20 protein-coding genes are annotated in these 18,748 nt (G+C 69.0%); 4 read left to right on the top strand and 16 right to left on the bottom strand.

What is annotated here, in order from left to right:
* Window positions 1-74: 74 nt before the first annotated feature.
* The 7 genes from QP045_RS12730 to QP045_RS12700 form a co-directional block, all read right to left on the bottom strand.
* Window positions 75-695, bottom strand: coding sequence for a MarC family protein (locus QP045_RS12730; protein ID WP_422515363.1), 621 nt, complete (start codon window positions 693-695; stop codon window positions 75-77).
* A 12-nt stretch (window positions 696-707) separates the two neighbouring features.
* A complete protein-coding gene (gene folD / locus QP045_RS12725) occupies window positions 708-1,583 on the bottom strand; it encodes a bifunctional methylenetetrahydrofolate dehydrogenase/methenyltetrahydrofolate cyclohydrolase FolD (RefSeq protein ID WP_422515362.1) in 876 nt (291 codons plus the stop codon).
* Complete coding sequence (locus QP045_RS12720; protein ID WP_422515361.1) at window positions 1,580-1,891, bottom strand: DUF167 domain-containing protein; 312 nt, start codon at window positions 1,889-1,891, stop codon at window positions 1,580-1,582. Before QP045_RS12720 ends, folD begins: the two co-directional genes overlap by 4 nt.
* Window positions 1,891-2,187, bottom strand: a complete 297-nt coding sequence (locus QP045_RS12715; RefSeq protein ID WP_422515441.1) for a YggT family protein — start codon at window positions 2,185-2,187, stop codon at window positions 1,891-1,893. Before QP045_RS12715 ends, QP045_RS12720 begins: the two co-directional genes overlap by 1 nt.
* A 97-nt stretch (window positions 2,188-2,284) precedes the next feature.
* A complete protein-coding gene (gene argB / locus QP045_RS12710) occupies window positions 2,285-3,184 on the bottom strand; it encodes an acetylglutamate kinase (protein WP_422515360.1) in 900 nt (299 codons plus the stop codon).
* A gap of 74 nt (window positions 3,185-3,258) precedes the next feature.
* Window positions 3,259-3,567, bottom strand: coding sequence for a zinc ribbon domain-containing protein YjdM (locus QP045_RS12705; protein ID WP_422515359.1), 309 nt, complete (start codon window positions 3,565-3,567; stop codon window positions 3,259-3,261).
* Window positions 3,564-4,220, bottom strand: a complete 657-nt coding sequence (locus tag QP045_RS12700; protein ID WP_422515358.1) for a queuosine precursor transporter — start codon at window positions 4,218-4,220, stop codon at window positions 3,564-3,566. The genes QP045_RS12705 and QP045_RS12700 overlap by 4 nt, the downstream gene beginning before the upstream one ends.
* Before the next feature lie 185 nt (window positions 4,221-4,405).
* Between QP045_RS12700 and QP045_RS12695 the strand changes: the two genes are divergently transcribed.
* Window positions 4,406-5,674, top strand: a complete 1,269-nt coding sequence (locus QP045_RS12695) for a NupC/NupG family nucleoside CNT transporter (protein WP_422515357.1) — start codon at window positions 4,406-4,408, stop codon at window positions 5,672-5,674.
* A gap of 56 nt (window positions 5,675-5,730) precedes the next feature.
* On the opposite strand, the gene QP045_RS12690 is transcribed toward QP045_RS12695, so the two are convergent.
* From QP045_RS12690 to QP045_RS12675, 4 genes are all read right to left on the bottom strand, one after another.
* A complete protein-coding gene (locus tag QP045_RS12690; RefSeq protein WP_422515356.1) occupies window positions 5,731-7,125 on the bottom strand; it encodes an alpha,alpha-trehalose-phosphate synthase (UDP-forming) in 1,395 nt (464 codons plus the stop codon).
* A complete protein-coding gene (locus QP045_RS12685; protein WP_422515355.1) occupies window positions 7,122-8,921 on the bottom strand; it encodes a glycoside hydrolase family 15 protein in 1,800 nt (599 codons plus the stop codon). The genes QP045_RS12690 and QP045_RS12685 overlap by 4 nt, the downstream gene beginning before the upstream one ends.
* The gene (otsB, locus tag QP045_RS12680; RefSeq protein WP_422515354.1) at window positions 8,918-9,673 is read right to left on the bottom strand and encodes a trehalose-phosphatase; all 756 of its coding nucleotides are present in this window, start codon (window positions 9,671-9,673) and stop codon (window positions 8,918-8,920) included. The genes QP045_RS12685 and otsB overlap by 4 nt, the downstream gene beginning before the upstream one ends.
* 170 nt (window positions 9,674-9,843) lie before the next feature.
* Complete coding sequence (locus QP045_RS12675; protein ID WP_422515440.1) at window positions 9,844-10,713, bottom strand: 3-hydroxyacyl-CoA dehydrogenase NAD-binding domain-containing protein; 870 nt, start codon at window positions 10,711-10,713, stop codon at window positions 9,844-9,846.
* Between the two features lie 73 nt (window positions 10,714-10,786).
* Between QP045_RS12675 and QP045_RS12670 the strand changes: the two genes are divergently transcribed.
* Window positions 10,787-11,884, top strand: a complete 1,098-nt coding sequence (locus QP045_RS12670) for a DUF1176 domain-containing protein (protein WP_422515353.1) — start codon at window positions 10,787-10,789, stop codon at window positions 11,882-11,884.
* A 12-nt stretch (window positions 11,885-11,896) separates the two neighbouring features.
* Here the strand turns inward: QP045_RS12670 and egtD are convergent, their stop codons facing one another.
* From egtD to gluQRS, 5 genes are read right to left on the bottom strand one after another with little or no spacing between them, the layout of a single operon-like run.
* Window positions 11,897-12,868, bottom strand: coding sequence for an L-histidine N(alpha)-methyltransferase (gene egtD / locus QP045_RS12665; protein ID WP_422515352.1), 972 nt, complete (start codon window positions 12,866-12,868; stop codon window positions 11,897-11,899).
* An 8-nt stretch (window positions 12,869-12,876) separates the two neighbouring features.
* On the bottom strand, window positions 12,877-14,133 hold the full coding sequence (egtB, locus tag QP045_RS12660; RefSeq protein WP_422515351.1) for an ergothioneine biosynthesis protein EgtB: 1,257 nt from the start codon (window positions 14,131-14,133) through the stop codon (window positions 12,877-12,879).
* A 15-nt stretch (window positions 14,134-14,148) separates the two neighbouring features.
* Window positions 14,149-14,718 (bottom strand): cob(I)yrinic acid a,c-diamide adenosyltransferase, encoded by a 570-nt coding sequence (locus QP045_RS12655; RefSeq protein WP_422515350.1) that lies wholly within the window; start codon window positions 14,716-14,718, stop codon window positions 14,149-14,151.
* Complete coding sequence (locus QP045_RS12650; RefSeq protein ID WP_422515349.1) at window positions 14,718-14,945, bottom strand: twin transmembrane helix small protein; 228 nt, start codon at window positions 14,943-14,945, stop codon at window positions 14,718-14,720. The genes QP045_RS12655 and QP045_RS12650 overlap by 1 nt, the downstream gene beginning before the upstream one ends.
* Window positions 14,946-14,954: 9 nt before the next feature.
* Window positions 14,955-15,836 (bottom strand): tRNA glutamyl-Q(34) synthetase GluQRS, encoded by an 882-nt coding sequence (gluQRS, locus tag QP045_RS12645; RefSeq protein WP_422515348.1) that lies wholly within the window; start codon window positions 15,834-15,836, stop codon window positions 14,955-14,957.
* Between the two features lie 96 nt (window positions 15,837-15,932).
* Between gluQRS and QP045_RS12640 the strand changes: the two genes are divergently transcribed.
* Together QP045_RS12640 and QP045_RS12635 are read left to right on the top strand one after the other, a co-directional pair.
* Window positions 15,933-16,499 (top strand): HNH endonuclease, encoded by a 567-nt coding sequence (locus QP045_RS12640; RefSeq protein WP_422515347.1) that lies wholly within the window; start codon window positions 15,933-15,935, stop codon window positions 16,497-16,499.
* Between the two features lie 66 nt (window positions 16,500-16,565).
* The coding region (locus QP045_RS12635; RefSeq protein ID WP_422515346.1) for a transglycosylase domain-containing protein at window positions 16,566-18,748 on the top strand (2,183 nt) is incomplete at its 3' end.

Raw genomic sequence — 18,748 nt, 5'->3', positions numbered from 1 at the left:
CGCCTGCGAAATTTTCTTTCGCTGCTGTAGCAGATTCGCAACAAACCCATGCAGCGGCGAAGTAAAGGCGCCAGCTAGAGGAAGCTTGCCCGCAGCCCGTCGATGACAAACTGCGAGGCCAGCGCGGCGAGCAACACGCCCAGCACGCGGGTGATCACCGCCTCGATCTTCGCGCCCAGCAGGCGCATCAGGGGGGCCGCGGCCAGCAGCGCGACCAGCATGAGCAGCAGGTTGCTGCCCAGCGCGGCCAGCACCACCAGCTTGCCGGTGGACCCGTCGGCCTGGCCCATCATCAGCATCACGCTGGCGATCGAGCCGGGTCCGGCGATCATCGGCATCGCCATCGGAAAGATCGAGACGTCCTCGACCTCCTCGGTCTCGATGATCTTGGCCGCGCGATCCTCGCGGCGCTGGGTACGCTTCTCGAACACCATCTCCAGCGCGATCAGGAACAGCATGATGCCGCCGGCAATGCGGAAGCTGTCGAGGCTGATGCCCAGCGCATGGAGCAGCCCGCGCCCGAACAGTGCGAACACCAGCAGGATCGCCGTCGCGGTCAGCACCGCGCGGATCGCCATGCTCCGGCGCTGGATCTCGCTCGCGCCTGCGGTCAGCCCGGCATAGATGGGGGCGCAACCGGGGGGATCGATCACCACGAAGAAGGTGATCAGCGCGGAGATGAACAGCTCGAGCACGGGCGGCAGCCTTTAGAGCGTGGGGTCGGCAAGCGGCACGCCGGCGCGGCGATGCGCCGCAACCAGCGTGTTGCGCAGCAGCACGGCGATCGTCATCGGCCCCACCCCGCCCGGCACTGGCGTGATCGCGCCCGCGACTTCCACCGCAGAGGCGAAGTCGACGTCCCCGACCAGCCCGCCGTCGACGCGGTTGATGCCGACGTCGATCACCGTCGCCCCGGGCTTGAGCCAGGCGCCCTGCACGAAGTTCGGGCGGCCCACCGCTGCGACCACGATATCGGCGCGGCCGACATGACCCGGCAGGTCACGGGTGCGCGAGTGCGCCAGCGTCACGGTCGCGCTGTCGGCGGTCAGCAGCGCGGCCATCGGCTTGCCGACGATGTTGGAGCGGCCGATCACCAGCGCCTCCATCCCCGACAGGTCGCCCCGCCGGTCGCGCAGCAGCATCAGGCAGCCGAGCGGCGTGCACGGCACGAACCCCGGCAGTCCCGAGGCCAGCCGCCCGGCATTGACCGGGTGGAAGCCATCGACATCCTTGTCCGGGTCGATGCGCAGCAGCACGGCGTCCGCGTCCAGGTGGCGCGGCAGCGGCAATTGCACGAGAATGCCGTCGACGGCGGGATCGGCGTTGAGCTGGTCGACCAGCGCCTCCAGCGTCGCCTGGTCGGTGTCGGCGGGCAGGCGGTGCTCGAAACTCGCCATGCCGGCGGCGACGGTCGCCTTCCCCTTGGAGCGGACATAGACGGCCGATGCCGGGTCTTCGCCCACCAGCACCACCGCCAGGCCGGCGGGACGCCCTGCCGCCTGGGCGAATACTTCCGCGGCTTCGCCTACCCGGCCCCGCAACTTGGCCGCAAAGGCCTTTCCGTCGATGATGTCAGCGCTCATGCCTTTGTCGCATAGAGGCTCGCGGCCGTCTGTTCCAGCGCCGCAACATCCCCCTCGACCCGCAACCGCTTCAGCCGGGCGGTGTCACCGGCAATCAGAGTCACCGCCCGCTTGGGCACGCCAAAGCTGCGCGCGACGAGCTGGATGAGCGCGGCATTGGCAGCGCCTTCGACCGGCGGCGCGGTCAGCCGCGCGGCGAAATGCCCGGCGTCGCTGCCCCCGAACGCCTCTCGCGAGGATCGCGGCGTCACCCGCACCGCGATGCGGATGCCGGCCTCGTCCGCAGACCAGGCCGCCCCGCCCCGCATCAGATCGCGTAGGGCAGCGTCGCCCGGTACAGCGCCGGCAGGACGATCGTCTGCAGGATGCCCATCGTCACGAGCACGGCCATCGGCGCGAGATCGATCGTGCCCAGATCCGGGAGGACCCGGCGGAACGGCCGATAGATCGGCTCGGTGATCACGTTCAGCCCTCGCCACACGCTGCGCACGAAGTCGCTGTGCGTGTTGATCACGTTGAACGCGATCAGGATCGACAGCACGAACTGGATGATGATGATCCACCACAGGACGCTGAGCAGATAATCAATGATTTGGATCAGGATATTCAACGGTGCGGCTCCGAAACGGTCTTAGGCGGGGATACCCCACCCGCCCGGCAGCGGACAAGCCGTCCCCTGCCCGGGCGAGCGATCGGAAGGGTCAGGCGCGCACCAGCGTGCCCGCCCCCTGCCGCGTGAAGATCTCGAGCAGCAGCCCGTGGGGGATGCGCCCGTCCAGGATCACCGCCGCATCCACGCCCGCGCCGACCGCGCCGACGCAGGTCTCGACCTTGGGGATCATGCCGCCGCGGATCGTGCCATCCTCCTTGAGCGCAGCGATGTCGCCCGGCTTCAGGTCGGTGAGCAGTTCGCCTTCCTTATCCAGCACGCCCGGCACGTCGGTCAGCAGGAAGAAGCGCGCCGCGCCGATCGCGCCGGCGATGGCGCCCGCCATGGTGTCGGCGTTGACGTTATAGGTGTGGCCGTCGGCGCCCAGCGCCACCGGCGCCACGACCGGGATGAAGCCGTCGCGGGCAAGGCTGTTGAGCAGCGTCGGATCGACCGCCACCGGCTCGCCGACGAAGCCCAAGTCGACGTGGCGCTCGATGCCCTGGGTCAGGTCGGGCTCCGAACGCTGGACCTTTTCGGCGCGCACCAGCCCGGCGTCCTTGCCGGAAATGCCGACGGCGCGGCCGCCGGCAGCGGCGATCCAGGACACGATTTCCTTGTTGATCTTGCCCGCTAAAACCATCTCAGCGACTTCGGCAGTCGCTGCATCGGTGACGCGCAGGCCGTCGACGAAGCGGCTTTCGACGCCCAGGCGCTTCAGCATCGCGCCGATCTGCGGCCCGCCGCCGTGCACGACGACCGGGTTGATTCCCACCGCCTTCAGCAGCACGACGTCCTCGGCAAAGTCGCGCTGCAGTTCGGGGTCGCCCATCGCGTGGCCGCCGTATTTCACGACAAAGGTCTTGCCCGCATAACGCTGCAGATAGGGCAGCGCTTCGGTGAGAGTCTCTGCCTTGGCAAGCATTGCGGGATGGGGGGCATGGTCGGTCATGCGCGCGCCTGTAGCGCCATGCGCGCCACGATCCAAAGTTTTTGAATAGGGGGGGGTGGCCGGCCGCCCCGGACTCAGCGCTTGCGCACGAACTCCGCGCGCAGGACCAGGCCCTTGATCCCCTCGAACCGGCAGTCGATCTCCTGCGAGTCGCCGGTCAGGCGGATCGACTTGATGACGGTCCCGCGCTTCAGCGTCTGGTTGGCGCCCTTGACCTTCAGGTCCTTGACCAGCGTCACGCTGTCGCCGTCGGCGAGCAGGTTACCGGCGGCGTCGCGCACCTCGACCGCGTCGTCGTTCGCCGCGGCGGGCTGCGCCGCGGCGGCATCGGCCGGGCTGATCCACTCGCCCGTAGCCTCGTCATAGATATATTCGTCGCTCATGCTGCCGTCTCCGTGCGGGTGCCGTCCAGCCGGCGGCCGAGCGCCACGAAGAAATAGATCAGCGGCGGCACCAGCACGATCGACAGCACCACCTTGGCGATCATCTGCCCCACGATCAGCTGCCCGATCGGGAAAGCGCCATAAAAGGCGATGGTGATGAAGAGCAGCGTGTCGACGATCTGCGACAATGCGCTGGCGGTACCGGCGCGCAGCCACAGGAACTTGCCCGCGCCGCGCCGCATCGCGGCAAAGATGGTGACGTTCAGGGTCTGCGACACGCCATAGGCGATGATGCCCGCGCCCCAGATCCGCGGCGTCGCCCGCATCATCAGGTCGAACGCCGCCAGCCGCTCGGGCTCCATGTCCGGCGCCGCCGGGACGCTCAGCACCGCCAGCAGCAGCAGGATCGAAAAGACCAGCGGAATGAAGCCGAACTGCACCAGCCGGTTGGCGGTGGCGCGCCCGTGCAGTTCCGCAACCGCGCTGGACACGGTGACCAGCAGCAGGAAGGCGAAGATTCCCGCCTCCACCGCCAGCGGCCCCAGCGCGACCTGCTTGTTGCCGAGCACGCCTGCGATGCAGACCATGCCGCCGTAGAAAATGGAAAATGCGAACAACGACCGCGGGATGGCCGTGGATTGGGAGGGAATCATCGGCGCGACGCTAGACGCTTTCCCCGGCCGGTCAATGCGCGCAACCACCTGAAACGGAACGGCTCGCGACGAAAGGGCTGTTGCGGCGGGGGCCGCTTGGCCATAGTCCCGCCGCGCTTGTACAGCAGAGGCGCTGCGCAACCAATCTTTACGCCTGTCGAGCGGGCACGGGGCCGGAACCAAGAATGAACCGTTTACTGATCGGCGCGGCCGGTATCGTCGTGATCCTCCTGATCGCCTTCGCGATCTCGACGAACCGGCGGGCAATCCGGCTGCGCGTCGTGGGTGCGGCCTTTGCGCTTCAGGTCGGAATCGCGGTGCTGGTGCTCTACGTTCCCTTCGGGCGGCGGCTGATCGAGGGCGCCGCGACCGGGGTCTCGGCACTGCTCGGCTATGCGCAGGCCGGCACCAATTTTGTGTTCGGGCCTCTCGCCCGCCCCGACATGGGCGGCCAGAGCTTCGCCATCTCGGCGCTGCCGGTCATCATCTTCTTCGCGGCCCTGGTCTCGATTCTCTACCACCTGCGCATCATGCAGTTCGTGATCCGCTGGGTTGGCGGCGGCATCGAAAAGGTCACCGGCGTCTCCAAGGTCGAGTCGCTGTGCGCCGCCGCCAACATCTTCGTCGGCCAGAGCGAGTCGCCGCTGGTGATCCGCCCCTATCTCGCAAGCCTCACTCCGCCGCAGCTGTTCGCGGTGATGACGGTCGGCATGTCCGGCGTCGCCGGCACGATCCTTGCGGCCTATGCCTCGTTCCTCGGGCCGCAGTCGCTTCCCTTCCTGCTCGCCGCCTCGTTCATGGCGGCGCCGGGCGGGCTGCTGATGGCAAAGATCATCATGCCCGACACCCCGGCCGCACCCGGGAGCCTGACCTCGGCCGAGGTCGCGCACGAGGACGCGGTGATCCGCGCCGCCGAGGAGCATGTTGAGGAGGAAAAGGCCGCGAACCTCATCATGGCGGCCGCCTCCGGCGCACAGGTCGGCGTGAAGATCGCGGTGGCGGTCGGCGCGATGGTGCTGGCGTTCGTCGCCCTCGTCGCGCTCGCCAACGGGCTGCTCGGCGTGGTCGGCGGCTGGTTCGGCTTCCCGGACCTCAGCTTCCAGATGCTCATCGGCGCGGTGTTCCAGCCGGTGATGTACCTGCTCAACATCCCCTGGCACGAAGCCGGGCTCGCCGGCGGCCTGTTCGGCAGCAAGATGGTGCTCAACGAATTCGTCGCCTTCATCGAGCTCGGCAATCTGCGCGATCAGCTGTCGCCGCGCACCGTCGCGATCGTCACCTTTGCGCTGTGCGGCTTTGCCAATTTCAGCTCGATCGCGATCCAGATGGCCGCCACCGGCAGCCTCGCGCCCAACCAGCGGCCGATGATCGCCAAGCTCGGCGTCCGTGCGCTCGTCGCCGGCAGCCTCGCGAACCTCATGTCGGCGGCGCTGGCGGGCCTGCTGCTGCCCTGACCCTCGCCCCGGCCATCCCGGCCCAGCCGGGATGACCGTCGGGGACCGCCGCCGCCTCAGATCGCCTTCCGCTCGCTCTTTGGCGCTTCGGCAAGGGTGTCGAGGAAGCGGCGGCGCCACCACAGCACATCCTCGCGGCGGACATTCTCGAACATCGGCTGCCACCGCGCGATCCGCTCGTCGCGCGGCATCCGCAGCGCCTTGTCGATCGCATCCGAGATATCCTCGGCGCTATAGGGATTACACAGGATCGCCTGCGGCATCTGCGCCGCCGCACCGGCAAAGCGCGACAGGATCAGGACGCCGGGGTCGTGCGGGTCCTGGGCCGCGACGAACTCCTTGGCGACCAGGTTCATGCCATCGCGCAGCGGCGTGACAAGCCCGATCCGGGCCGCCCGGTAGATGCCGGCCAGCATGTCGCGCGGATAGCCCTGGTTCACATAGCGGATCGGCACCCAGTCGATGTCCGCATAGGCGCCGTTGATCCGCCCGGACATGGAATCGAGATTGTCGCGAATGTCGCGATAGCTCTGCACCGCGGTCCGCGACGGCGGCGCGATCTGCAACAGATAGACCAGCGCGCGCCGGTCGGGATGGTTCTGCAGGAACCGCTCGTAGCCCGAAAAGCGCTCGGCCAGCCCCTTGGAATAATCGAGCCGGTCGACGCCCACCATCATGCTGCGGCCGATGCCGCTTTCCAGCATTCGCATCTGCGCCGCCTTGGCGACGGGGCCGTTGGCGGCGGCGATGAACGATTCGGCGTCCACACCGATCGGGCAGGTGATTGCGCGAATGGTCCGCCCGCCGACGGTCACGCAATTCCCTTCCGACAGCACCGCACCCATTTCGGTCACGGCATAGTGGCGGAACGACTCCAGCCACTCCTCGGTCTGGAAGCCGATCACGTCATAGGCGAACAGCGATTCCACCAGGCGCCGGTGCTGCGGCAGTGCCACCAGCAGCCGGGTCGGCGGCCACGGAATGTGCAGGAAAAAGCCCATTCGGTTGGTCACGCCCTGCTGGCGCAGCACCCAGCCGAGCGGGATCATGTGATAATCATGGACCCACACCACGTCGTCGGGCTTGATGTGTGGGCCGATCGCCTCGCCGAACACCCGGTTGACCCGCTCATAACCGCCCTGGAAGTCGCGCTCGAACTCGGTCAGGTCCAGCCGATAGTGGAACAGCGGCCATAGCGTCCGGTTCGCATAGCCGTCGTAATATTCCTCCACGTCCTGTTCGGACAGGTCCATCACCGCAGAGGTCACGCCGTCATAGGTCTCGAAGCGCAGCTCGTGGTCCTGCCCGGTTTCCCCCGACCAGCCGAACCAGATCCCGTTCTCCTCGCGCAGCGCCGCCGTCAGCGCGACCGCCAGCCCGCCCTGCGCCCCGCCCGCATCGGCCGCCGTCGGGGCCTGCACGCGGTTCGAAATCACAATCAGGCGGCTCATCGTACCTCCGTCCACGGCTTGCTGAGCAGCATCGCCGAATTGATCAGCCCGACCAGCGAATAGGTCTGGGGATAATTGCCCCACAGCTCGCCGGTATTGGGATCGATATCTTCTGAAAGAAGCCCTGCACGCGTCCGCCGGTCGACCATCTCCTCCAGCAGGACGCGGGCGTCATCGACTCGTCCGGTCGCGTGCAACGCCTCGATCAACCAGAAGGTGCATACGTTGAAGGCGGTGTGCGGCAGGCCGAAATCATCTTCGGTCGCATAGCGCAGCATGTGCGATCCGCGCCGCAATCCGGCCTCGACTGCCTCGAGCGTGCCGCGGAAGCGCGGATCGTCGGGTGCCACGAACCGCAGGTCGAGCAGCTGGATCAGGCTGGCATCCAGGTCGTCGCCGCTGAAGGTGGCGGACATCCGGTTTGTCTCCGGCCGCCACGCCGCTGCCTCGATCCGCGCCCGCATCATATCGGCGCGCTCCTGCCAGAAGCTCGCCCGCTCCCCCAGGTCCAGGTGCCGCGCAACACTCGCCAGCCGGTCGCACGCCGCCCAGCACATCGCCGCCGAATAGGTGTGGACGTGGCTGCGCGTCCGAAGCTCCCACAGGCCCGCGTCCGGCTTGTCGAACGATTCCCATGCCCGCTCGCCGACCGGCTCCAGCGCCTCGAACTCGTGCTCGCCCGCCATCTTGAGCAGCCGCTTGTCAAAGAACGCCTGCGCATTGGACAGGACGATCTGGCCATAGGCATCGTGCTGGACCTGCTCATAGGCCTGGTTGCCGACGCGCACCGGGCCCATCCCGCGATAGCCGGTCAGTGCCTCGGCCACGCCTTCGGGCAGCTGCGCCTCGCCGCCGACGCCGTACAGCGGCTGGATATGCCCGCCCTTGGCGTTGTCGACGATGTTGCGCAGATACTCCAGATAGCCTTCGAGCACGTCGAGCGCACCCAGCCGGTTCAGCGCCTGGACCGTGTAATAGGCGTCCCGAATCCAGCAGAAGCGATAGTCCCAGTTCCGCTCGGAATCGGCATGTTCGGGGATCGAGGTGGTGAGCGCCGCGACGATCGCGCCCGTCTCCTCATGCTGGCACAGCTTCAGCGTGATCGCGGCGCGGATCACCGCGTCCTGCCACTCCGCCGGCGTCGCCAGGCCCCGCACCCACCGCCGCCAGCCGGCAACCGTATGATCGAGCATCGCCTCCATCGCGGTCGGCAGCTCGGTCGAGAAACTCTCGTCCGGCCCCAGGAAGAAATACAGCGGCCGCTCGACGCGGAACAGCCGTTCGTCCTCGATCCAGCCGACCGGCGCGTTGGTCGACAGCCGCAGGGTCATCTCGCCCAGGATGTAGCGGATATGGTTGCTGCCCCGCGTCCGCTCGGGATCGTTCGCGCCCCAACCGCGGGACGGCCGCAGCCGCACGCGGATACGGGGCGACCCGGCGATCGGTCGCACGATCCGGCACAGCGCCACCGGCCGGTACATCCGCCCGTTCCGGTAAAAGCGTGGCGCGAAGTCGATCACCTCGATCGCGTTGCCGTCCGCATCGCGGTGCTCGGTCCGCAGCACCGGCGTGTTGCGGATATAGTCCTGGTGCGTTTCCACGCAGCCGTCGAGGTCGACGTCCCAGAACCCGCGCGAACCCGGCTCGCCGCCCTTGGGCCGGTTGTCGAGCAGCGAGCAGAAGGTGGGCTCTCCGTCCACGCGCGGCACGCATCCCCACACGAACCGCCCGGCGCGGTCGACCAACGCGGAAACCTGGCAATTGCCGATCGGCCAGAGGTCGAGCGTCGCCGTCACGCCGCCGCCTCCAGCCAGCGGCGGAACTGCGTCACATCGGCGATGCCATAGCGCGCGGAGGTGCCACGGCGCGCGCCGATCAGGATGCCGGCACCGCCGTGATGCTCGCAGAACAGGAAACCCGGCTCATCGGTCAGGTCGTCGCCGACAAACACGGGCGCATGGCCCAGGAACGGCTCGGTCTCGGCCAGGGTCGCGATCGCGGTGCCCTTGTCATGGCCGGCCATCCGCAGCTCGGCCATCATCTTCCCGTGCTGCACTTCCAGCCCGTCGTGGCGGGCAAAGGCCTCGACCAGCGCCCGCGCCTCCGCCTCGGCTTCGGGTGCCATGCGATAGTGGAGCGCCACGCCCAGCGACTTCACCTCGATGACGACGCCCGGATGATCGCCGAACTGCTTGAGGAACGCCGCCTCCGCTTCTTCCAGTTCGATCGGCCGCGCAGGCCGGACGATCTCGCCGCCGGCGCGCCGGACCTCGGCGCCGTGGCTGCCCACTACCGCAATGTCGGCGAGCGTCTCGCCCAGGAAATCGTCGATCTGGGCCACGGACCGTCCGCTGACGATCGCCACCCGGCCCTCGAGCCGATCGGCCAGCCGCAGCAGCAGCGCGTGCAGCGCGTCGTCAACGGCAACGCCGTCCGGCCGATCGGCCAGTTCGACCAGCGTTCCGTCGAAATCCAGGAACAGGCTTGCATCACGAAGCAGGGAAACAGGTGGCTCGACCAGAGCCGCGAACGTCGTTGGTGGTTGCATGCCACTCCTAACCCGACAGCCGCGCAGATGTTTCGCGTCGGCGGTCATTTCGTCTCGGAAACGAGTCTAAACCTTCCGGGGGCCTGTCTGCCACCCGCTTGGCGGGCGGAAAATCGCCCGCCGGCATGTCAGCCGTGCCCGGCAAAGGCCAGGCACGGCTATCCACGCGATTACCGCGTCGGCACCGGCTCCGCGCCCGAATAGTCATAGAAGCCGCGCTTGGTCTTGCGGCCATACCAGCCGGCCTCGACATATTTCACCAGCAGCGGCGCCGGCCGGAACTTGGGATCGCCGGTGCCCTCGAACAGCACGCGCGTGATCTCCAGGCACGTGTCGAGGCCGATGAAGTCGGCGAGCGTGAACGGCCCCATCGGGTGGTTGAGCCCCAGCTGGCAGGCGGCATCGATGTCGGGGATGGTCGCCACCCCCTCGCCCAGCGCGAAGCACGCCTCGTTGAGCATCGGCATCAGCACGCGGTTGACGATGAAGCCCGGCGCGTCGTTGGCATGGACGATCCGCTTGCCCAGCGACTGGCCGAACGCCTCGACCCGCGCCACCGTCTCATCCGAAGTGGCAAGGCCGCGGATCAGCTCGATCAGCCCCATCACCGGCACCGGGTTGAAGAAGTGCACGCCCATGAAGCGCGCCGGGTCCGGCGACGCCTGCGCCAGCCGCGTGATCGGGATCGAGGAGGTGTTGCTCGCCAGGATCGCGTCCGCGCCCAGCACCTTGCCGACATTCTCAAAGATCGCGCGCTTGATCTCCTCGCGCTCGGTCGCGGCCTCGATCACCAGGTCGCACACCCCCATCGCGGCGACGTCGCCCACCGCCTCGATCCGGCCGAGCGCCGCGTCCCGATCGTCGGCGCTGATCTTTTCCTTCTCGACCGCACGGGCGAGTTGCTTGGCGATTCCCGCCTTGCCCGCCTCGGCGCGCTCGACCGAGACATCGGACAGCAGCACGCGATAGCCGGCCTGCGCGGCTACCTGCGCGATCCCTGCGCCCATCTGTCCCGAACCGATCACTCCAACTGCCTGCATCATCCATTCTCCATGTCTTTCGTGTGGGGATAGCGGGTTTCGAGAGCCGGCGCAGCGCGATAGTGTTGCCGCCATGCATCGTCAGACCCTGCTCGCCCCCGCCCTCCTCCTTTCGCTCGCTGGCTGCGGCGGCAACACCCCTGAATCCGCACCGCCAGACGCCGCCGCGCCCGCCGCCTCGCAGCAGCAGGCCGCAGCAGGGCAGTCCGATGCGGACACCGGCGCGACGCCGCAACCGACCGAGCCCAAGACCTTCCGCGACTGGGTTGTCGCCTGCGACAATGGCCTTGCCTGTCGCGCGGTCGCGCTCGCGCCCGAACATGCGACCGAACCCGCAGTGACGCTCGTCCTCGATCGCGCGGCCGGCCCCGGCGCCACGCCGATCCTCAGCTTCTCGAGCGACGAGGACCAGACCCCGCCACTCGCGATCTCGGTCGACGGCAAGCAGCTTGTCCGCGGCGGCATCGCGCGGGACGGCGCCGTGGCGTTCGAGGGCGACGACGCCATGACGATCGCCGCCGCGCTCGGCAACGGCCGGCGGCTGACCGTCGCGGATACCGCCGGCAAGGTGCTCGGCGACGTCAGCCTGTTTGGCGCCGCGGCGGCGCTCCGCTGGATCGATGCGCAGCAGGATCGCGCCGGCACCACCGGCGCCCTTGTCGCGCGCGGCAAGGAAGCGGACGCCGCACCCGCGCCCGCGCTGCCGGTGGTCCGCGCTGCCTCGCTCGGCGGCGAAGCGGCCTTGCTGGACCCGGCCCGCGTCGCGGCAATGAAGCGCGAAGCGGGGTGCGAGACCGATCGCGACCTCGGCAGTCCGCAGGCATTTCCGCTCGACGGCAGGACGCTGGTCCTGCTCCCCTGCTCCTCGGGCGCCTACAACCTCATGATGGCGGTGTTCCTGGTGCGCGACGGCAAGCACGCGCCGGCCGAGTTCGACGTACCCTCCGGCATGTCGGAAGAGGGCGCGCCCGTGCAGAACGTCGTCGACGGCGGCTTCACCGACGGCGTCCTCACCAGCTTCGCGCGCGGCCGGGGCCTGGGCGATTGCGGCGTCAAGCAGCAGTTCGTCTGGGACGGCCACCGCTTCCGGCTCTCCCTTCAGGAGGAGATGCCCGAATGCCGCGGCAGCCGGAATTATCTCCCCACCTGGCGCGCCCGGGTGGCCCGCTAACCCGGGTGGCGGCTAGGGCGCAGCCGGAAAGGGCTGCGCCTCCGCCAGGATCAGCGCGAACCAGCCCTGCGGATCGCGCCACTCCCCGATCGGCGTCCAGCCGCCGCCGCGCAGCAGCACCCGGGTCCCCCGCTCGCCATATTTGTGGCTGTTCTCGGTGTGGATCGTCTCGCCCGCACCAATCTCGAACGCCTCCCCCGCGACCGTGAAGCGCAGGTCGGAAAGCGCCTCCAGGTGCATCTCGATGCGCGACATGGCGTCGTTCCATACCGCGCGATGCGCGAACGCCTCGACCGGGATCGTGCCGTCGAGCTCGCGGTTGATGCGCTCCAGCAGGTTGCGGTTGAACGCCGCCGTCACTCCTTGCGCGTCATCATAGGCCGGCACCAGCACGTCTACGGGCTTCACCCGGTCGATGCCGATCAGCAATTGCGCGCCCTCGCCCAGCGATCCGCGCATCGCCCGCAACAGGTCGACCGCGGCATAGGGCTCCATGTTGCCGATGGTGGAACCGGGGAAGAAGCCGAGCCTGGGCTTGTCCGCCAGCACGTCCGGCAGCGTCACCGGGTTGAGGAAGTCCGCCTCCACCGCGTGCACCGGCAGCGCCGGGAAAGCCTTTTGCAACTGGGCGGCGGCATCGCGCAGGAAGTCGCCCGAAATGTCGATCGGCACATAGGCGGCGGGCGCGATGCCGCTCAGCAGTACCGGCGTCTTTGCCGAGGATCCCGACCCGAACTCCACTACCGCCCGCCCGGGGCCGGTCCGCCGCGCGACTTCCGGCATCGCCGCATGGAGCAGCGCGGTTTCCGTGCGGGTGGGGTAATATTCCGGCAGCCGGGTGATCGCCTCGAACAGCTCGGACCCCTTGCGGTCATAGAACCAGCGCGCCGGGATGGCGCGCGGGCGCATGGCTAGGCCGGCAAGCACGTCGGCGCGAAAGCGCGGATCGACGGCAGCGGGCGCGGCAACTTCGCGGTCCTGCATGTCGGGAATCAAAGGTCCTTTGCCAGTCGTACGCCGGTGAACTGCCAACGCTGGTGGGGGTAGAAGAAGTTGCGGTAGCTGGCCCGCACATGCCCGCGCGGGGTCGCGCACGAACCGCCGCGCAGCACGAACTGCCCGCTCATGAACTTGCCGTTATACTCGCCGACCGCCCCCTCGACGGGGTGGAAGCCGGGATAGGGACGATAGGCGCTGCCGGTCCATTCCCACACGTCCCCGAAAAAGCCCGGGCCCGCGCGCGCCGGGCGCGGCTCCACCGGCCCCGGCCCGTCGAGCTGGTTGCCGCCGTCGGGATCCGCGCCCGCGGCCGCCGCTTCCCACTCCTGCTCGGTCGGCAGCCGCGCGCCTGCCCAGCTCGCATAGGCGTCCGCCTCGTAAAAGCTGACATGCGTGACCGGCGCGGCCGGGTCGATCGGCCGCCGGCCGTCCAGGCCAAAGCGGGTCCAGCCGCCCTCGCCCTCCGCCCAGTATAGCGGCGCGGCGATCTTTTCGCGCTGCACCCATGCCCAGCCATCGGCCAGCCAGTGGCGGGGCTCGCGATAGCCGCCGTCCGCGATGAACGCCGCCCATTCGCCATTGGTGACGGTGCGGTCGGCAACGGCGTGGGGCGCGAGCAGCGCCTGGTGGCGCGGCCCCTCGCAATCGAAGGCGAAGCCCTCGCCATCATGGCCCAGCTCGACGATGCCGCCCGCATGCCCGATCCAGCCGACCGGCGGCGGCACCGCCACCGGCTGCTTGCGGGATGCGGGCCACAGCGCCGGCTCAATCGGGTTTTCGGAAAACAGGTGCAGGATGTCGGTGAGCAGCAGTTCCTGATGCTGTTGCTCGTGGTGGCAGCCAAGCTCCACCAGCGCGGTCGCCGCGGCGGGGAGCCGCTCCCACCCGTCGAGCACCGCCTGCGTCACCGCGCGGCGGTAGGCCAGCACCTCATCCAGCGAGGGTCGCGTGACCATGCCCCGCCGGTCGCGGGCATGGCGGCTCCCCTCCGCCTCGTAATAGCTGTTGAACAGGAACGGAAAGCGCGGGTCGTGCAGCACATAGCCCGGCAGATGATCGCGCAGCACGAAGGTCTCGAAGAACCAGCTGGTGTGCGCCAGGTGCCATTTGGCGGGCGACGCATCCGGCATCGACTGAACGGTCGCGTCCGCGTCGGAAAGCGGCGCGACCAGCGCCTCGGTCAGCGCGCGCGTCTCGACGAAGCGATGCTGTAGCGGATGCCGGCCGGGCTCTTGCTGGATCCGCTGCATCGCTGCCGCCTTCGTCTATCGTTGTGCTCCAGGAACCCATAGAACGTCGCCGGCCCCCGCTTGGTTCACCCAGCGCGAGGCAACGAACAGATAATCCGACAGGCGATTGAGATAGGTGAGCGCCAGCGGGTTGAGCGCGTCCTCGCGCGCCGCCGCCACCGCAGACCGCTCGGCCCGCCGCGCGATCGCGCGGGCCAGGTGCAACGCCGCCGCCGCCGGCTCGCCCGCGGGCAGCACAAAGCTGTTCAGCGGGGCCAGGTCGCCATTCAGTGCATCGATCTCGCGCTCCAGCCGCTCGACCTGCGAGGGTGCGATGCGCAGCGCACTGCCCGGCGCCTCGTCGTCGGCAAGCGGTGTCGCCACGTCCGCGCCCAGGTCGAACAGGTCGTTCTGGATGCGCGCCAGCGCTTCCTCGACCACGCCCGATCCAAGCGCCACCCGCGCCACCCCGATCGCGCTGTTCGCCTCGTCCACATCGCCGATCGCGCCCATGCGCGCCGAAGCCTTGGACGTGCGCGACCCGTCCGACAGGCCGCTGGTGCCGTCGTCGCCGGTGCGCGTGTAGATCTTGTTGAGCTTGACCATCAGGTGCGCCCCGCCGCGAACAGGATCAGGACGACGATCAGGATCGCGATCGCCTGGAACAGCACGCGCGCCTGCATCATCTTGTTGGATTTCAGGTCGGCAGCGCTCGGCCCCTCGCCCCGCGCCTCCTGGCCCGACGCCTGGAGAAAGGTGATCACGCCACGCACCAGCGCCACCACGGTCGCGATCATCGCCGCGATCAGGAGCAGGACAAGAAAGGTGTTCATTTCGTGAGCCTAGGCGGTTGCCAGCGCGAAGCCAAGCGGCAGTCGCCCGGCCCGCAGATCCGCCGCCAGCGCCCTGCCATCGACCCCCGCCAGCCGCATCGATTCCAGCGTCGGCGCGCCATGCCGCTTGGCCAGCCGCGCGCCGTCGCTCCCCACCAGCAGCGGGTGATGGTGATAGTCCGGCGTCGGCAGGTCGAGCAGCGCCTGGAGCAGCCGGTGGACATGGGTCGCCGCGAACAGGTCGCGCCCGCGCACCACGTCGGTCACGCCCTGCGCGGCATCGTCCACCGTCACCGCCAGGTGATAGCTCACCCCCGCATCCTTGCGCGCCAGCACCACGTCGCCCTGCGCCGCCGGATCGGCAATCACGGTCCCCGCCCCCGCGTCGTGCCACGTCAGCGGCCCCGCCCCCGCGACGGCCCGGGCCATGTCGATCCGCCAGGCATGGGGTTCCCCTGCCAGCCGCTCGGCGCGCACCGCCTCCGACAGGGAGCGGCAGGTCCCGGGATAGACCGGCCCGTCGCTGCCGTGCGGGGCGGAGGCACTCGCCGCGACCTCGCGCGCAATGTCCGCGCGCGTGCAGAAACAGGGATAGACCAGCCCCTGCGCCTTCAGCTGTTCCAGCGCCTGCGCATAGAGGGCCAGCCGCTGCGACTGGAACACCGCCGGCCCGTCATGGTCGATCCCCAGCCATGCGAGGTCCGCCAGGATTGCCTCGACATGCTCCGGCCGGCTGCGCCCCTGGTCGATATCCTCGATCCTCAGCAGGAAGCGGCCGCCGCCCGTTGCGCCATCGCCGCGCGCCAGCGCATGCGCCTGCACCGCCGACCAGGCGTGGCCCAGATGCAGCCGCCCCGTCGGGCTGGGTGCGAAACGGCTGGTACGGCTCATGAAACTCCCCCTTGACCGCGGCTTGCGGCCCATGCTGTCATGCTCATGTCACCACGCGCTGCCAACAGCAGCCGGGAACGAGGGCGAGGGGAACGCATGTTTCATCCCGATCTGATGCGCCATCCGGACAGTTGCCCGGCCCTTGTGCTGAACGCCGATTATACGCCGCTCAGCTACTACCCCTTGAGCCTGTGGCCCTGGCAAACCGCGATCAAGGCGGTGTTCCTCGACCGGGTCGACATCGTCGCCCATTACGAACGCGAAGTGCACAGTCCCACCGCCTCGCTGAAACTCCCCTCGGTCATCGCGCTCAAGCAATATGTAAGGCCATCGGCCTTTCCCGCCTTCACCCGCTTCAACCTCTTCCTGCGCGACCGCTTCGCCTGCCAATATTGCGGCTGTCCCCGCGACCTCACCTTCGACCATGTCGTACCGCGCGCCCAGGGCGGCCGCACCACCTGGGAAAATGTCGTCACCGCCTGCGCCCCCTGCAACCTCAAAAAGGGTGGCCGCACCCCCCGCCAGGCGGCGATGCCGCTCCACATCGCGCCGATCCGGCCGACCAACTGGCAGCTGCAGGAACACGGCCGCCGTTTCCCGCCCAACCATCTCCACGACACCTGGCACGACTGGCTCTACTGGGACGCCGAGCTCGAGGCCTGACGCCGGCTTTCACCCGCGCGCATGTGCTTGCGAATGCTGTGCTAGACGAGTAATACAGCCTTCCAAATGCACGACGATTCCTTCCCGCAGGGCCGCTCGCTCGATCCGGCCCGCGTCGGCCGCTCCTCCGCCGCCCTGCGTGAGCTTGAGGTGCAGCGCCGCGCACGGATGGCGCAGTTCGATGCCGCACTCGCAGAGTTCGACCTGACCGCAGGGACCGGCGCCACCACCGCAAAGCCGGTCGGCAACGGCGGCGGCTTCGGCGCACCCCCGCCCCCGCCGCCACCCCCGGTTCCGCCGGTCCGCAGCAGTCGCCCGCGCTGGCTGCGCTGGACGATCCGCGCGATTGCCGCCGGCATCATCCTGCTCGTGCTCGCCATCGCCTGGCTGGCGCTTACCGCGCCGATGTCGAAGTCGCTGCAGCCGCCGCTGCCGCCGTCGATCACCTTGCTCTCGGCAGAGGGTACGCCGATTGCGCAGCGCGGCGCCAACATCGGCAAGCCGGTGGACGCGGCCAAGCTGCCCAAACACGTCACCCAGGCGTTCATCGCCGTGGAGGACCGCCGCTTCTACAGCCACTGGGGCATCGACCCGCGCGGGATCCTGCGCGCCGCCGTGCACAACGCCATGTCGGGCGGCGTGCGCGAGGGCGGCAGCACCATCACCCAGCAGCTTGCGAAGAACGCCTTCCTCGATTCCGATCGCACCGCCGCGCGCAAGCTGCGCGAAGTGATGATCGCCTTCTGGATCGAGGCGTGGCTGACCAAGGACGAGATCCTCTCGCGCTATCTCTCCAACGTCTATTTCGGCGACAACGCCTATGGCCTGTCGGCCGCCTCCCAGCATTATTTCAGCCGCAAGCCGCAGGACCTGACGACGGCACAGGCAGCGATGCTCGCCGGGCTGGTCAAGGCGCCGTCGCGCCTCGCCCCCACCGGCAACCTCAAGGGCGCGCGCGAACGCCAGGCCGTGGTCGTCTCGACCATGAAGGCGGCCGGCTTCCTGACCCCGGCAGAGGCAAAGGCGGTGCAGCCGGCCAGGCTCAAGGTGTCGAAGGGCGACGATCTCCCCAGCGGCACCTATTTCGCCGACTGGGTGCTGCCCGCCGCGCGCGACCGCGCCGGCGGTGTCGGCACCGACCTGCGCGTCACCACCACGCTCGAAAGCCGCATCCAGCGCGCGGCCGAACGCGCGATCCGCCGCGCCGGACTCCGCCAGACTCAGGTTGCTCTGGTGGCCATGCACCCCGACGGCCGCGTGATCGCGATGGTCGGGGGCAAGAACTACAAGGAAAGCCCGTTCAACCGCGCCGTCCAGGCCCGGCGCCAGCCCGGCTCCACCTTCAAGCTGTTCGTCTATCTCGCGGCGCTGCGCTCGGGCCTCAGCCCGGACTCGCCGGTGCAGGATGAAAAGGTCACCATCGGCGACTGGAGCCCCAAGAACAGCGACGGCCGCTATCTCGGCACCATCCCGCTCACCCGCGCCTTCGCCCGCTCCAGCAACGTCGCCTCGGCGCGACTGACGCAGGAAGTCGGCGTCCGCAACGTCATCCGCGCCGCCCGCGACCTCGGCATCTCGACGCCGATCCCCAGCGAGGCGACGATCTCGCTCGGCACCGCCAACGTCTCGCTGCTCGAACTCACCGCCGCCTATGCCGCGATCGCGGCCGGCGAGGCGCCGGTCCGCCCGCACGGGCTGAAGGACGAGGAACAGACCAGCTGGTTCGAGCGGCTGCGCAACAGCAGCCGTCCGCTCGGCCGCCGCGAGCTTGAGGGCATGCGCGAGCTGCTTGCCGCCTCGATCCGCGGCACCGGGCATCAGGCGAACCTGCCGATCCAGGCGTTCGGCAAGACCGGCACCACCCAGGATTCCCGCGACGCGCTGTTCGTGGGCTATGCCGGCGACATCGTCGCGGGCGTGTGGCTGGGCAACGACGACAACACGCCCAATCCCGGCCTTGCCGGCGGCGGGCTTCCGGCGCGCATCTGGCGCGACTTCATGACGGAGGCGCTCGGCGTCCAGCTGCCGCCGCCCCCGCCGGAAGTGAACGAGGACATCGACGAGGCGATCGAGGACAATGTCGATGCCGCCGGCGACGCCCTCGACGAAGCCGGAATGGCGATCGACGACGCCCGCGCCCAGATCGAGGACCAGGTACAGGGCCTCGGCCTCGACCTGCGCTTCGACCGCGACGGCGGCATCCAGGTCGAACGCGCCCCCGGCCGCCGCGGCCCGCCACCCCCACCGCC

This window comes from Sphingomonas sp. 3-13AW, from assembly GCF_049311085.1.
Classification (GTDB): domain Bacteria; phylum Pseudomonadota; class Alphaproteobacteria; order Sphingomonadales; family Sphingomonadaceae; genus Sphingomonas.
This window is presented reverse-complemented; position numbering and strand designations above follow the sequence as displayed.

Coding starts and splice junctions, on each gene's coding strand:
- QP045_RS12705 (WP_422515359.1), bottom strand. CDS start 3,567: ATGAGCGACGAATATATCTATGACGAGGCTACGGGCGAGTGGATCAGC.
- QP045_RS12695 (WP_422515357.1), top strand. CDS start 4,406: ATGAACCGTTTACTGATCGGCGCGGCCGGTATCGTCGTGATCCTCCTG.
- otsB (WP_422515354.1), bottom strand. CDS start 9,673: ATGCAACCACCAACGACGTTCGCGGCTCTGGTCGAGCCACCTGTTTCC.
- QP045_RS12675 (WP_422515440.1), bottom strand. CDS start 10,713: ATGCAGGCAGTTGGAGTGATCGGTTCGGGACAGATGGGCGCAGGGATC.
- QP045_RS12650 (WP_422515349.1), bottom strand. CDS start 14,945: ATGAACACCTTTCTTGTCCTGCTCCTGATCGCGGCGATGATCGCGACC.
- gluQRS (WP_422515348.1), bottom strand. CDS start 15,836: ATGAGCCGTACCAGCCGTTTCGCACCCAGCCCGACGGGGCGGCTGCAT.
- QP045_RS12640 (WP_422515347.1), top strand. CDS start 15,933: ATGTTTCATCCCGATCTGATGCGCCATCCGGACAGTTGCCCGGCCCTT.
- QP045_RS12690 (WP_422515356.1), bottom strand. CDS start 7,125: ATGAGCCGCCTGATTGTGATTTCGAACCGCGTGCAGGCCCCGACGGCG.
- folD (WP_422515362.1), bottom strand. CDS start 1,583: ATGAGCGCTGACATCATCGACGGAAAGGCCTTTGCGGCCAAGTTGCGG.
- QP045_RS12700 (WP_422515358.1), bottom strand. CDS start 4,220: ATGATTCCCTCCCAATCCACGGCCATCCCGCGGTCGTTGTTCGCATTT.
- argB (WP_422515360.1), bottom strand. CDS start 3,184: ATGACCGACCATGCCCCCCATCCCGCAATGCTTGCCAAGGCAGAGACT.
- QP045_RS12655 (WP_422515350.1), bottom strand. CDS start 14,718: ATGGTCAAGCTCAACAAGATCTACACGCGCACCGGCGACGACGGCACC.
- QP045_RS12670 (WP_422515353.1), top strand. CDS start 10,787: ATGCATCGTCAGACCCTGCTCGCCCCCGCCCTCCTCCTTTCGCTCGCT.
- egtD (WP_422515352.1), bottom strand. CDS start 12,868: ATGCAGGACCGCGAAGTTGCCGCGCCCGCTGCCGTCGATCCGCGCTTT.
- QP045_RS12720 (WP_422515361.1), bottom strand. CDS start 1,891: ATGCGGGGCGGGGCGGCCTGGTCTGCGGACGAGGCCGGCATCCGCATC.
- egtB (WP_422515351.1), bottom strand. CDS start 14,133: ATGCAGCGGATCCAGCAAGAGCCCGGCCGGCATCCGCTACAGCATCGC.